Origin of the sequence: Gaoshiqia hydrogeniformans, from assembly GCF_049347105.1 — a bacterium.
In the GTDB taxonomy this organism is placed as follows: Bacteria; Bacteroidota; Bacteroidia; order Bacteroidales; family Prolixibacteraceae; genus Gaoshiqia; species Gaoshiqia hydrogeniformans.
On sequence record NZ_CP186334.1, the window covers coordinates 2374974 to 2389870 of the forward strand.

The window sequence follows — 14897 nt, forward strand, 5'->3', positions numbered from 1 at the left end:
AAAACAAAAGGAAGATGACAAAATGGGCATTGTTTGCAATAGTTGTATTTATTGTTTTTACTGTGAATGGACAATCTGTTACGGAGTGGCCGGTACTTAAACATTACGGGCAGGAGCATTTGTCAAAAATTGTGTTACCGATAGGTGGCATTGGTACAGGAACAGTGAATATCGGAGGGAGGGGAGATCTGCGCCAGTGGGAGATTATGAATACCCCGGCAAAACAAAATCCGGGGAGCTATAACCGGAACGATCCGGGTAGCATTTCCCCTGTCTTTTGTTTATACACCAGGACAAACGATGGGAAAACCAATGTAAAATCGTTGACAGGGCCGTTGGAATACCATCAGTACGAATCCATGAATGGGCAACCGGTCGAAAACCACGGATTGCCCCGTTTCCGGAATGCCAGTTTCGATGCAGCCTATCCTTTTGTCCAGGTTAATTTATCCGATCCGGATGTTCCGTTAGATGTAAAAATAAAAGCGTTTAACCCCTTGATCCCCGGAGATGCAGATGCCAGCGGAATTCCCATTGCTATCCTTCGCTTTGTTTTGACCAATAAAACCAATCAGCTGGTGGCGATATCCGTATGCGGGGTGATGGACAATTTTATCGGTATTGATGGAAGTAAGCAGAAACCTGATGGAAAGGGGGAGCAGGTGTTGTATGGCGCCGACAAAAACAAAAATGAATTTCGTACGGAAGGTGTCCTAAAAGGGATTTATATGAGTTCCGAAGGGGTCGATATACACGATCCGGCTTGGGGGACGATCGCGCTAACAACAGATGCGAATGGAACGATCAGCTATAAAACTTCTGTTTCTCCAAAGGGGTGGGGAAGTGAAATCTTATCGTTCTGGGACGACTTCAGTCAGGATGGCAAGCTGACAAATACATCATATAATCAGCGCAATAAACCAACCGGTGCTTTGGCTTTATCTTTTGACATCCCCGCCAACTCAATAAAGGAAGTTTCATTTTACATTACCTGGCATTTTCCCAACCGCTTTGCCTGGTCGGAGTCAAAAGTCGGGAATTACTACACTACGCAATACTGCAATGCCTGGGATGTGATTATGAAGACTCATGCCAGCATGCCCGCCCTTGAACAAAAAACCATTGCCTTTGTCGATGCTTTTATCAGCAGTGATTTACCTGAAGTGGTCAAGGAAGCTGCATTGTTTAACCTGAGTACGCTTCGCTCCCAAACTGTTTTCCGGACGGAAGATGGGACAATGTTTGGCTGGGAAGGTACCATGGACAGGGTTGGCTCTTGCTACGGGTCGTGCACCCACGTATGGAATTACGAGCAGGCGACTGCCTTCTTGTTTGGCGACCTGTCACGATCAATGCGTGCAATTGAATTTGGGGTATCGACCGACAGCGTCGGGTTAATGAGTTTTCGAACCAAGCTGCCAATAAATAAAACAAACAAATTAGGAAAGGCTGCCGCCGACGGGCAAATGGGGGCAATTATGAAGATGTACCGCGACTGGCAACTTTCAGGCGATGATGCTTTTTTGAAGGAACTTTGGCCTAAGGTTAAAAGAGCAATGGAATTCTGCTGGATTAAAAATGGTTGGGACAGTGATAAGGACGGCGTGATGGAGGGATGCCAGCACAACACGATGGATGTGGAGTATTTTGGGCCCAATCCGCAGATGCAGCTTTGGTACCTTGGAGCGCTGAGGGCTTGCGAAGAAATGGCCAAATATCTGGGCGATAAAAGTTTTGCGATAACTTGTCGCAAATTGTTTGAAAACGGTAGCAGGTGGACTGACGAAAATCTTTTCAATGGAGAATATTACATACAGCAAATCGTACCGCCATTGAAAAAGGAAAATGTAAATCCGTTATTGATAGTTGGAATGGGAAGCAGGAATTTTGTAACTCCTGATTTTCAATTAGGGAAAGGTTGCCTGGTAGATCAATTGGTGGGCCAGTACATGGCGCATGTTTGCGGTTTAGGTTATCTGGCCAGTCCGGGAAAAATTATGGCTACGCTGAACAGCATTATGAAATACAATTACCGCGAAAACATGTGGAACCATTTCAATCATCACCGATCGTATGTTTTCGATGATGAACCTGGTCTAATAATGGCTGCCTACCCATCAGAAAGGCCTGAATATCCGTTCCCTTATTACAATGAAGTGATGACCGGATTCGAATATGTAGCTGCTGTTGGGATGCTGTATGAAGGGCTAACCGATCGGGGGATACTCTGCATAAAAAACATTCGCGACCGTTTTGATGGCCGAAAACGCAACCCTTTCGATGAAGCGGAATGCGGTCATCATTATGCACGGGCAATGGACAGTTGGGCTGCACCTTTGGCTATTACCAGGTTCCGGTATTCAGGGGTAGATAAATTAATTGAATTTACATCGGTGCCCGGAACGTATTTCTGGAGTAATGGTTCGGCCTGGGGAACTGTGAAAATTCAGAAGAACAACCGGGAAGTAACCGCCGTATTGGATGTGTTACATGGCGCTGTCCGGTTAAAATATTTTGGATTGGAGGGGATTGGGAAGAAAGAGCTAAAGCAGGAAGAATTGCTGGTACAGGGGCAGTCGATGAATTTTAGTTTCTAATACCAAAATAGATAATTGAGAAAAATGAAGAAAATAGAGAAAATAACCGTATTGCCCCTGTTTTGTGTTTTGCGCAAAACGAAGATATGGGCGGTTGCCAGCTTACTCATTTTTGCAGGTAGTCTTGTCTTTGCCCAGTCAAAAGAAGAACCGATGGTCAGTCGCGACGATTTGCTTTTTCTGGAGCGGATGACAAAAGATGTATTGGAAAGTTCCCGTATTTATCCAGAGCAGGTTGTTTCCGCCGATTTTGGGCCCAATAGTACAGGAGGGATACTCATCCGTCCCGGAGGGCGCGATTGTTACCCTTCATTTTGGGTCCGCGATTATGTCATGTCGTTGGAATGCGGATTTATTACTTCCGAAGAACAGAAACATTTGCTGAAACTGACGGCATCAACCCAGTGCGACCAAACCATGATTACCAAAGAAGGCTGCATGATACCGCAGGGTGCTATTGCCGACCACATCCGGATTGATGACGGGCTGCCCGTTTTTTTCCCGGGAACATATAGTTACGAAGACCAGGGATCGCTGCGTTGGGGAACTTTTCCTCCCTATTGCGACCAGTTTTATTTTATCCATCAGGCTTATTTTTATACAGAACAAACAACTGATTACCAATTTCTATTATCCGAAATTAAAGGCCTTCCCCTTATTGCCCGCTTGGAAATGGCATACAGGGTGCCACCAACCAGAATAGGCAATCCGCTTGTCTACACCACAGAAAATCTTCGCGGTGTGGATTTCGGGTTCAGGGACGCCATTGTTATCACCGGCGACCTTTGTTTTCCGTCTTTACTGAAATATCAGTCATCGGTTGAGCTTGCCCGTCTTTTTGAAAAAATCGGCAATACCCCGAAAGTAGAAGAATACCGGCAACTGGCAGAGACATTGAAAACCAATATTCTGGCCTTGTTTTACGATCAGAACGGTATGTTGGCCGCTTCAACAGGGCAAAGTAACCAACCGGATGTGTGGGCGACGGCATTTGCTGTTTACCTGGGTATTATGGAAGGGGAAAAGTTACAAAAAACCTGTACCCGTCTGGCTGGGGCTTTTCACGATGGCACTTTGGCCTACAAGGGTAATATCCGCCATATTTTAACAAGCGACGATTACAGTGGCACAACTGCCTGGGAGCGTTCCCGTGCGAAAAAGGATACCTAATCAGAATGGGGCATACTGGGGAACTCCTGTCGGTTGGGTTTGTTACGCCATTGCAAAGGTTGATGGCGGCGCTGCACGCAAACTGGCCGGGGAGTACCTGGACGACCTGAAGATGCACGATTACCGGAAAGGGGAAGAGTTTGGAGCGCCTTACGAATGCTTTCACCCCTCGGGAAACAGGCAAAACCCGGTTTACCTCACCTCGGTTACCTGTCCTTATGCCGTATTTTTAAAAATAATAAAATAGTGAGATGATGAGACTTTTATTGTTGTTTGCCGTTTTGTTTTGCTCCTGCATTAACGCGGAAAGGCAGGGAAATAATAGGTTGTGGTACACACATCCAGCTACTAACTGGAACGAAGCGCTTCCCATCGGGAACGGACGCATTGGTGCAATGATATTCGGCGGGGTGGAGGAGGAGCAGCTTCAGTTTAATGAAAACACCCTGTATAGTGGCGAACCCGGCGCCACCTTCAGCAATATAAATGTACGCGATGGTTTTGACGAAACCCTTGAAATGCTCCGTCAGGGGAAGTACGAACAGGTTGAAACTTTTATCCGCAAAAACTGGCAGGGCCGACAAGCTCAGCCATATCAGGCTTTTGGCGATTTGTTTTTCCGGTTTAACAGCAAAGGGGAAGTTTCAGGCTACAAAAGGGAACTCGACATAGCCCGGTCGGTACACACGGTTTCGTATGTGCAAAATGGAGTTCATTTCAGAAGGGAAACGTATGCTTCATTCCCCGACCAAGTGATGGTGATGAAAATTACAGCCGACAAACCGGCGCTGGATTTCGAAGTGTCGATGAGTTTGCCCCACCCGACGGCAGATGTTTCTGCGTCGGGGAATATGCTGGTGATGAAAGGCCAGGCTCCCGGGCATGTGCTGGTAAGGCCGCTGGAGATTATCGAAAAATCGGAAGAGCAGCACAAACACCCTGAGATATTCGACAAGGATGGGAAACGGAAATTTGAAAAACAGGTTTTGTACGGCGATGAAATAGGAAACAAGGGAATGTTTTTCGATGCGCGGCTGAAAGCTGTTTTGAAAAACGGGAACATTCAGGCTGGGGCCGACCGCCTGCATATTAGCAACTCCAATGAGGTGGTACTGATTTTTTCGGCGGCGACTTCGTTCAACGGTTTCCAAAAAAGCCCAAGCAGCGAAGGCATCGACCCTTCGGAAAAAGCAATGACTATTTTGGCAAACGCTGAAAAGAAAAATTATAATAGTTTGAAGAAAAGGCACATTGCCGACTATCAGGAATTGTTTAACCGCGTGTCGCTCGAACTAAACAGCAGCGTTCAGGCGCAGGAGACGCCAACCAACGAACGTATTATCCGTTTTGCTGAAGACAACGACCTGGCCCTGGCGGCTTTGTTGTTTCAGTTTGGCCGTTACCTGATGATTTCAGGCTCGCGGGCCGGCGGGCAGCCCATGAACCTTCAGGGAATATGGAACGACAAAGTGATGCCCCCCTGGAATAGTGGTTATACGATGAACATCAATACACAAATGAATTACTGGCCGGCTGAAAGCGCTAATCTTCCGGAATGTCACGAACCTTTGTTCCGGCTGGTGGAAGAACTGGCTGAGACCGGGAAAGAAATGGCAACCCGTATGTACGGACTGGAAGGGTGGGCAGCCCACCATAATTCATCGATATGGCGGGAACCATACCCCACCGATGGAAGCGCTTCGTGGGCCTTTTGGAATATGTCGGGCGCGTGGCTGTCGTCTCATTTATGGGAACATTTTCTGTTTTCGGGAGATATCCGGTTTTTAAAAGAAAAAGCGTATCCCCTGATGAAAGGCGCTTCGGAATTTATGTCGGGATGGCTGGTTAAAGATGAAAACGGGAAATGGGCAACCCCTTTTGGCACGTCGCCTGAAAATTACTTCTTCACTCCCGAAGGAAAACGTGCGTGCGTCAGTATGGGGTCGACGATGGACATGGCGATTATCCGCGAACTGTTTGCCTCGACGGCCAGGGCCGCAGAGATTTTGGAAACGGATGAAGCGTTTCGGAAAAAACTTTCTGCGAAGCTGGATCATCTGGCCCCGTACCGGATTGGCGCAAAAGGACAGCTACAGGAATGGGCTCACGATTTTGAAGAACCCGACCCAAGGCACCGGCACTTGTCGCATTTATACGGCCTGCACCCCGGCAGCCAGATCAACGCATTCACTACTCCGGAACTGTTCCGGGCTGTCCGGCGTTCGCTCGAGCTTCGCGGCGATGGCGCTACCGGCTGGTCGATGGGCTGGAAAATTAATTTCTGGGCCCGGATGCTCGACGGCAACCATGCTTTTCTGATTATCCGAAACCTGTTTACTCCCTGTGGTTTTGGCAGGGAACAAAAGCCCGGCGGCGGCCTTTATATGAACATGCTCGATGCTCATCCCCCGTTTCAGATCGATGGCAATTTCGGGTATACAGCCGGTGTTGCCGAAATGCTCGTGCAAAGCCATACCGGCGTCCTGCATTTGCTGCCCGCCCTGCCTTCCGGATGGCCTAATGGTAAAGTATCGGGATTAAAAGCACGCGGTGGTTTCACGGTCGATATGGAGTGGAAAGACGGGCAACTTGCATGGGCAAAAATTACTTCTTCTGCCGGAGGGAATTGTCGCCTTCGTACAAGTGCTCCGGTAAAAGTTTCGGGTGTTGACGCCAGGCCGGTCATCGGTGAAAACACGAACCCTCTACTGTTTTTTTCAGAAACGAAAGACCCGGAGATGTCTGTCATAAGCGATAAAAAGCAGGAGCCTGGCTTTTTTGAGATTGATTTTGATACGTCAAAAGGGAGAATCTATCATGTAGCAATATCCGCTCATTCTTCTTCATTTTAGCGATTCGAAGTAGTTTATTATTTGGATCTTAACCGGGTCTGAAAATGTGATTCCCACTCCGGTTCACCGGTGCGAAATGACCTGTTTGTGCCGGCGTGTTCGCAAATGATATTTTTCATAGCTTTGTCGGACATACACAAAGGAATGGTTCCCGATACGTCTCCACCCATCAGGCAAAAAGCGTTTGACGCGGTTTATCACAGTCACTTCAATGCTTTTTACAAAATTGCGCTTCACTTTTTACATCACGATGAGGATGCAAAAGGGGTGGTACAGGATGCTTTTATTAAACTTTGGGAACAAGGGGTCAATCTGCATTCGGAAGCAGAAGTAAAAAATTACCTGTTCATTGTCGTGCGCAACAAATGTTTGAATTTATTGCGCGACAGGAAGAAGAAATACCCGGGCGAAGCGGATGCCGGCAATTTGCTGGCCGCTATCAATTACCGCTTACTTACCGAAACAGGCGAAGATGTTTTGTTGTTCCGCGAACTGTCGGAAAAAATACAGGCTTCTGTCGCTAATCTCAGCCCGCAATGCCGCGAGGTCTTTCGGATGAGTCGTTTCGACGATTTGCCGAACAAAGAAATTGCCCAAAAGCTGGATATTTCGGTAAAGGCCGTTGAGGCAAATATCACCCGGGCCCTGAAAAGCCTGAGGGAAGAACTGTCTCCCTATCTCCAGGGGGAAGATCTCCCCGGTCGTTACATGCAGATTCGTTCTGTTTTAATTTCTTTTCTGTAATCCTGATTTTTTTTTCAGTCTTTATATAGGGTTTACTTTGTTTTTTGTGTTTTTATAGCATGAACAATGACAGAGTGGACCATATTGATAAAATAATTAACCGCTTCCTTCAGAAAGACGCCGGCACTGATGAGCTGCAGGAACTGGATAAATGGATGGAAGAAACATCCAATAAGCAACGACTGAAGGATTATCTGAAGATTTGGTTGTGGGCCGGTCAGATGAAACACGAAGAACCAGCCGTTAGCCTGACAGACACCTGGGAGCGGATCAGAGAAAAGCAGCTTGGGGCAAAGTCAAAAAAACTAAGTCTGAAAACCTTTCTGCGTTATGCGGCCGTGGTATTTGTTTTACTGAATGCCGGCTGGTGGGGCGCCCGTTTTTATTATCAGGAACGGGATGATGCCGAAAGGCAGATCTTTACGGTTTCTGCCAACCGGTTAAATAATTCAGTGATTACGTTGCCTGATCAAACTCTCGTGTACCTCCGGCCGGGGACAAGTTTGCAGTACGACTCGCGATTCAACAAAAAACACCGGCAGGTATCGCTGGACGGCGAAGCTTTTTTTGAAGTAACCCGCGACGAAACCAATCCCTTCACCGTGCACACCGGACAGGCCGACATCAAGGTGCTGGGAACCAGCTTTAATGTATTTGCACAGGAAGGTTCCGGGGTTTTTCAGGCCACATTGGTGGAAGGAAAGATCGAGTTAAGAACAAACCTTGGCGAACAATATCTGCTTGAACCCAACCAACTGTTCGAATGGAATGCCGCGAACAACGAAGTTCGGATCAAACAGGTAAATACCGACTTGTACACGGCCTGGAAAGACGGGAAGATTATTTTCAGGGATGCTACCCTGGGTGAAATTACCCGGAACCTGGAAGCCATTTATCACGTGAAATTTATTTACAGGAATAAAAGTCTGGCCGGTAATTACCGGTTTTCAGGAACTTTTCATTACGAAACTTCCATTGGCGATGTGATTACGATGTTGAAAATATCCATTCCGATGAAGGTGCAACGCGAAGAACGGTTCCCCGAGCCTGACTTGATTTACCTGGAATAAAAAAAACGGGCAATACTACCAATATTGCCCGCAAATATAAGGGACTACCAATCCCAAATAGTAATAATAATAACAGTACAAACTTATGAAAAAAAAATCTGTATCCAGCGGGTTCTTAGCCCGTTATTACCTGAAAAAACTGGGTCTTATGATGCGATTAATCTTATTTCTGATTTTGGTGTCTGCATTGATGACAAATGCAAAAACCGTGAGTTCCCAATCGGCTAAACTATCATTAACATTTGAAAATGCCAATTTAACTGAAGTCTTTGAAGTGATTGAAAAGCAGTTGAATATTGGGTTTTTGGTGCCAAGCAACCTGCTGACCGACCGGCGCAACATTACCCTATCGGTAAAAGATGCGACGGTTGAGAGTATTCTTCAACAAGTGTTGATCCCCAATGGCTATGAGTTTGAATTTGTTGGAAAGAACGTGGTGATTACCGACCGGAATATGGTACGCCAGGTTCGGCAACAGCAAACCATATCGGGTAAAGTAGAAGATGTTTCGGGGTTTCCTTTGCCCGGGGTTACGGTTGTGGTGAAAGGTACGACCATCGGTACCATTACCGATTCAGAAGGCCGCTTCAGCCTGACGAATGTACCGGCTGACGGCGCCTTGGTTTTCAGTTTTGTAGGGATGAAATTCCAGGAAATCCAGCTGGCCGGAAAAACAGTGATTGATGTGATGATGGAAGAAGAAACCATTGGTTTGGATGAAGTAGTGGCCATTGGTTACGGTGTCGTAAAAAAACGTGATGTCACCGGAGCGATGTCATCTATAAAAAGTGAAGATTTTAACCTGGGTGTAACAGCCGCTCCTGAGCAACTGATTCAGGGCAAAATTGCCGGGGTTGACATTGTACAGAGCAGTGGACGTCCGGGGGCAACCTCCACGGTACGCATTCGCGGTACCAGCTCTATTTCTGCCGGTAACGATCCGTTGTATGTGATTGACGGAATCCCGATGCAGTTCAATTCGGCAAATTTGTATGTCAATGTATCCGGTGAAACCGGAACTTCTCCTTTTTCTTCCGAAGGGTCCAACCCGTTGAATACCCTGAACCCGGCCGATATCGAGTCGATTGACATTTTGAAAGATGCCTCTGCGACAGCTATTTATGGATCGCGTGGCGCCAACGGGGTGATCCTGATTACCACCAAAAGCAAAAAAGAACTTGGCGAATCGATTTCGTATGATACCTACTTCGGGCTGTCGTCTGTCAGAAAAAAATTGGATTTTCTGTCGGCAGATGAATACCGCGATTATGCCGTGACCAACGGCTATCCCTATCCCGATGAAGGGGCCGACACGGACTGGCAGGATGCGATTTTCCGTTCGGCGCTCAGTCAAAACCACAACCTGGCCTTTGGCGGTGGTTCGGCCAACAGCAATTATCGCGCGTCACTTGGTTACAGTACCCAGGAGGGAATTATTTTGTCTTCAAAACTGGAGAAATACACTACGCGCTTAAATGCAAACCACAAGGCATTGGATGGGAAACTCAATATTGCGATTAACCTGACTTACGCAAAAATTGACAACGACGATGTGCCTGTTTCTTCAAACGTTGCCAACGAAGGGGGAAATATTCTGAAAGATGCCTTACGCTGGGCGCCAACGCTTCCGGTATACAATGCCGATGGCAGTTACTACCAGTTGGGTGAATTGCGGGTTAACCCGGTTTCGTGGAAAGAAGTGACCGATGAAAGCCATACCAATAATTTTATCGGAAGTACATCATTCTCCTACAAAATTATCGATCCGCTGAGTGTGTCGGTTAATTTAGGACATACCGATGAGGCCATCGAACGGTTTATTCATATTCCGTCGACTCACCCGGTTGCTGCTGCTGAAAAAGGACGGGCTTCTATTAGTAAACTGAAAAATTACAGTTCAACGATGGAAACAAACCTGAATTATGCAAAGGATTTCAATGAAAACACCAGTTTCAGCGCTTTGGTCGGTTATTCTTTTTATCGGTATGTTACAGAAAACACCTTTACGCTGGCTAATCAGTTTGTTTCCGATGCAACGGCCTGGAATCTGATGCAATCCGGAAATATCTTATCCAATACCTCGTATAAAAGTGCAAACCGGCTGAGTTCGGTTTACGGAAGAATGAACCTGAAACTGAAAGACCGCTATTTGTTTACTTTCACGTTAAGGAATGACGGTTCCAGTCGTTTCGGTGAAAACTATCGTTGGGGTCTGTTTCCTTCCGGTGCTTTTGCCTGGAACATTGCAGACGAACCATTTTTTAATAAGAACAAGATTACAAACCTGAAATTACGCCTGGGATACGGGGTGACCGGTAACCAGGAAATCCCGAATAACCTGTACCGTGAACAATTAACCGTGAGTGGTTCATCGGTTTATGTGTTGGGGGGAGTCGTTATACCAAGTGTGCTGCCCAGCAATTATGCCAACCCCGATTTAAAGTGGGAAGAAACGACTCAGCTTAACCTGGGCCTAGACTGGGAATTGTTCGACGGACGTTTTTCCGGCACGATTGATTTGTACAAGAAAAATACCAACGACCTGCTTTTGGAATTCTCAACGGTAGCCCCGTCGGTTGTAACAAGCCAATGGGCCAACGTGGGCGAAGTCGAAAATAAGGGGTTTGAGTTCTCGCTGAACGGTACATTAATCAGTAAAAATGATTTTCAGTGGAAAGCCAGTTTGAACTTTGCCCGTAATCTCAATGAGGTTATTTCGTTGTCAAACTCGCAGTTTACGCGCGACGAAATTAATACCTCTCCTGCTTCCGGCTTGATGAATCATGACGGTAGCGCACAAATTATCAGACCCGGGCTGCCTATCGGAACTTTTTACGGCCCCAAATTTCTGGGACTTGATGAAAACGGTATGGAAACCTATTTGGACGTAGATGGAGTCGACGGAGCTGATCATGTCGTTATTGGCAACGCTAATCCTGATTTTACCTTTGGTTTTTCCAGTTCGGTATTCTGGAAACGTTTTGATGCGTCTGTTTCTTTTCGCGGGGTAGTCGGCAACGATATTTTCAACAATACCGCTGCTGAGTTCTCCTACACGAAACCAACGCCAGGGGTCAATGTGCTGAAATATGCCGTCGAAAGCGGAGTGTCTCACGAACAGGCGGCGCAATATTCATCCAGATGGATGGAAGACGGAAGCTACCTGCGGCTCGACAACCTAAGTATCGGGTATACCTTTAAGACAAAAAATATCGCCTTCTTATCAAAAGCGCGGGTATATGTTACCGGACAAAACCTGTTTGTGATAACCAACTATTCAGGCTTCGACCCGGAAGTACGCACTAATACCAACCGCGGAGGAATTGCCCCGATCGGTATTGATTACCTGGTTTACCCACGACCACAGGTGTTCATGCTGGGTGCAAATATTACGTTTTAGATAAGATGTCAATTTTTAATTAACAAGATGATATGAGACAAATGAAAAAAACATATAAAACATATCTGGCACTTTTATTGGCTTTGTCCATGAATGTGATATCCAGCTGTACCCTGGATGAAGATGTATATTCGGAATATGTTGCCGAAACTTATTACCAGGGTGAAACGCAGGTACTTTCTTCCTTATCGGGAATCTACCGGAACTTTGCAACCATTACCGGCATGGGGACCGAATACCGGATTATGGAAATGTCGGCCGACCAGGTTCTGGTAACCGGCAAGATCCAGGGATGGTGGTCGGGAGATGCCTTTGAAAGAATAACCGAGCATAAGTGGACCGCAGATCATTCGTATCTTTCTTCGTCCTGGAACTCTTTTTTCGCTACCGTGGGAAGGACCAATGCGCTGTTGTCTTCTCTTGAAAGTTCCGGTATTGAAGGATTGGACGGCCCTATTGCTGAACTGCGTGCTCTCAGGGCATATGCCTATTTCTTTTTGATGGATTTATTTGGAAACGTACCTGTTTTTACGGGCGCCAAAGTAGATGCCAATGATCTTCCTAAACAAAATACCCGTGTTGAAGTATTTAATTTTGTTGTTGATGAGTTGAAAGCCGCCGCCGAAGATTTGCCTTCTCAGGCTAATGTTGGGAGTGAATACTATGGACGGATCACCAAAGAAGCTGTTTTTGGCTTATTGGCAACAGTTTATCTGAATGCTGAGGTCTATGCCGGATCGGCGCATAACGATGACGTGATCACCTATTGTGACAAGGTCATCAGCTCGGGAGCCTACCAATTGCTGGATAATTACTTCGACAATTTTGTTTACAACAATGAAGAAAATGCCGAATTCATTTTTGGCGGGATTTATACACCGAATGTAGCCGGCGGGGTCGGACACCCGTTAGTCCAGAAGGTGTTGCCCGGAATCAGCGGCGGTTTGTTTGGATTGCCTTATACGCCGCAGAATGGTTTCCAGACCCGCGAATCGGTGATGAACCTGTTTGAAGACCAGGATGAGCGGAAAAAGATGTTTTTTGGTCATGGGCCGTTGATTGACCCGCGGAACGGGAATGTGGTCATGGTAGAACGGGTGGTGCCTGATGGTAATTCTGCTTTGTATGTAGAAGGAAAGTCTACCCAGGGACCGGTTCCTTATGAAATCATCCCTGCCACGGGTATACGTAGTCAACCCATGAACGCCGGGATCAAATGGATCAAGTGGGGGCTCGACCCGAATACCAATGGAGGTAATGCCGGGAATGATATTGCTTTTCTGCGTTATGCCGAAATCTTTTTAATGAAAGCCGAAGCCTATGCACGTAAAGGACAAACCGACCTGGCTTTGCCTTTGGTCAACCTGATTCGCGGACGCAGTAACGCCAGTATCCTGAGTGCAGTCAGCCTGGATGATATTCTGGATGAGCGGGGTAGGGAACTGACTTTCGAGATGTCCCGCCGTCGCGATTTGATCCGCTTTGGCAAGTTTACCTCAGCCTGGGAGTTTAAGGCAGTTTCAGAGGAATTCAGAAATCTTTATCCGATTCCTCAAACAGCTTTGGATGCCAATCCGAACCTGAGCCAGAATCCTGGCTATAATTAATCAATTTTTAGCCCGGAATACATCGCAATTCCGGGCTAAAACTGAAACATTCCAGCCCGGCTTGTCAGTTATGGCGATCGGGTTGGTCTTGTTTTTATGTTGTATTCAACAAGGATAACTTCTTGACTTAAACCAAAACAATGAAAAACAATACAATACAATATTTAACGGTGAACATTCTGGCTCAATGTCAGTCCAATGTTCTAAAATTACTCGGAACTACACTCCTTTTTTCATTAATGACACGAAACACGTTCAGCCAAGTACTGGAAGGAGTGGATTACAGTCGTCTGAAACATGTTTATCATACCTTTGATATGGCAGGAGAGGATATTTTCGGGCAACGTTTCCCGGCCGAAAATTACAGCTTTGTTGATCGGGGGACCGGTGTGACGGTAAACGCCCTGACGACTTCGCGCCACAGCAGTTCAAAAATGTACCAAACCCATCCGCAATGGACCCCCGACGGGAAATACGTCGTGTTTACCTCTAATCGCACGGTCCGTCAGGAACGCGGTGGGGGACAGGCTTATGCGCTTTCGATGGAAAATTTTGAAATCGTTCAGATCACAACCGGCGATCGCGGATATAACCTGCATTTGGGATGGCATAAAAACTCGGCTTACCACATTCGTGAAAACCAGGTAACAGAACTAAAGCTCGGAAATCTGCTAAGCGACAGCGAACAAGGGAAAGTTGGATCTCCGGATGATTATGAACTTGTTCTGGGACATATTCCGGACTCCATCCGACCTTCCGGTTTGGGTTTGGATGCCAGTGAAAAACGTATATTCTTTTCTTCCCGGTTGGAAAAAGATTTATCGGCTATTTACAGCTTCGATTTTGAAACAGGTAAAACCACCAAGCTATTGGAAGTTCCTGTCTGGATCGGTCACTTGCAGGCTAATCCGTATGTTTCGGGCGAAATGATGTATTGCTGGGAAACCGGCGGCGACTCGCCCCAGCGCATGTGGTATCTTTCGGTTGCTCCTGACGGAAAGGTCACGAACCGTCCGGTTTATCAGGAGCGGGATAATGATTGGGTAACCCACGAAGTATTTATGGGGCCTGATCGCATTCTTTTTCACCTGATGGGGCACCTCGACCGCCTGCAGGTCAATCAAACCGGATTATACTCTCTGAATGTCCGGACCAATCAACTGAACTTTCACGGGCAAACCGGTGCAGGAGGATACTGGCACTGCAATGCCTCGCCCGATTTGAAGTACCTGGTAGCCGATACCTTTGACGGGAAGCTTTACCGCATCAACGCAAGTAATCCGGATGATGTGGTATTGTTGACCCAGGGGCATCGCCTGCAAAGCATCAGTCCGTTCACCAGGGAAGCACACTTACACCCTTCGGTCAGCCCCGACGGCCAATGGGTACTCATCAACTCGAGCCTGCTGACCGAGAGCGATATCATGCTGGTACCATTATTTCCCAAATGGTGAGTT

9 protein-coding genes are annotated in these 14897 nt (G+C 46.8%); all 9 read left to right on the forward strand.

What is annotated here, in order from left to right; all coding sequences use genetic code 11:
* The first annotated feature begins 14 nt into the window (after positions 1-14).
* The 9 genes from ACOIT5_RS09490 to ACOIT5_RS09530 all read left to right on the forward strand — a co-directional run bounded on the left by ACOIT5_RS09490 (position 15) and on the right by ACOIT5_RS09530 (position 14894).
* Positions 15-2597 carry a GH116 family glycosyl-hydrolase gene (locus tag ACOIT5_RS09490; protein WP_423130227.1) on the forward strand — a complete coding sequence of 861 codons (2583 nt, stop codon included), beginning with the start codon at positions 15-17 and terminating at the stop codon, positions 2595-2597.
* A 24-nt stretch (positions 2598-2621) separates the two neighbouring features.
* Positions 2622-3767, forward strand: coding sequence for a hypothetical protein (locus tag ACOIT5_RS09495; protein ID WP_423130228.1), 1146 nt, complete (start codon positions 2622-2624; stop codon positions 3765-3767).
* Complete coding sequence (locus ACOIT5_RS09500) at positions 3748-4014, forward strand: hypothetical protein (protein WP_423130229.1); 267 nt, start codon at positions 3748-3750, stop codon at positions 4012-4014. Before ACOIT5_RS09495 ends, ACOIT5_RS09500 begins: the two co-directional genes overlap by 20 nt.
* A gap of 4 nt (positions 4015-4018) precedes the next feature.
* Complete coding sequence (locus ACOIT5_RS09505) at positions 4019-6619, forward strand: glycoside hydrolase family 95 protein (RefSeq protein ID WP_423130230.1); 2601 nt, start codon at positions 4019-4021, stop codon at positions 6617-6619.
* A gap of 123 nt (positions 6620-6742) precedes the next feature.
* Complete coding sequence (locus ACOIT5_RS09510; protein ID WP_423130231.1) at positions 6743-7363, forward strand: RNA polymerase sigma-70 factor; 621 nt, start codon at positions 6743-6745, stop codon at positions 7361-7363.
* Between the two features lie 59 nt (positions 7364-7422).
* The gene (locus ACOIT5_RS09515) at positions 7423-8433 is read left to right on the forward strand and encodes a FecR family protein (protein WP_423130232.1); all 1011 of its coding nucleotides are present in this window, start codon (positions 7423-7425) and stop codon (positions 8431-8433) included.
* Positions 8434-8581: 148 nt separating this feature from the next.
* Positions 8582-11833 carry a TonB-dependent receptor gene (locus ACOIT5_RS09520; RefSeq protein ID WP_423130233.1) on the forward strand — a complete coding sequence of 1084 codons (3252 nt, stop codon included), beginning with the start codon at positions 8582-8584 and terminating at the stop codon, positions 11831-11833.
* Positions 11834-11865: 32 nt separating this feature from the next.
* Positions 11866-13440 (forward strand): RagB/SusD family nutrient uptake outer membrane protein, encoded by a 1575-nt coding sequence (locus ACOIT5_RS09525; RefSeq protein ID WP_423130234.1) that lies wholly within the window; start codon positions 11866-11868, stop codon positions 13438-13440.
* A gap of 140 nt (positions 13441-13580) precedes the next feature.
* Positions 13581-14894 (forward strand): TolB family protein, encoded by a 1314-nt coding sequence (locus ACOIT5_RS09530; protein ID WP_423130235.1) that lies wholly within the window; start codon positions 13581-13583, stop codon positions 14892-14894.
* The last annotated feature ends 3 nt before the right edge of the window (positions 14895-14897 follow it).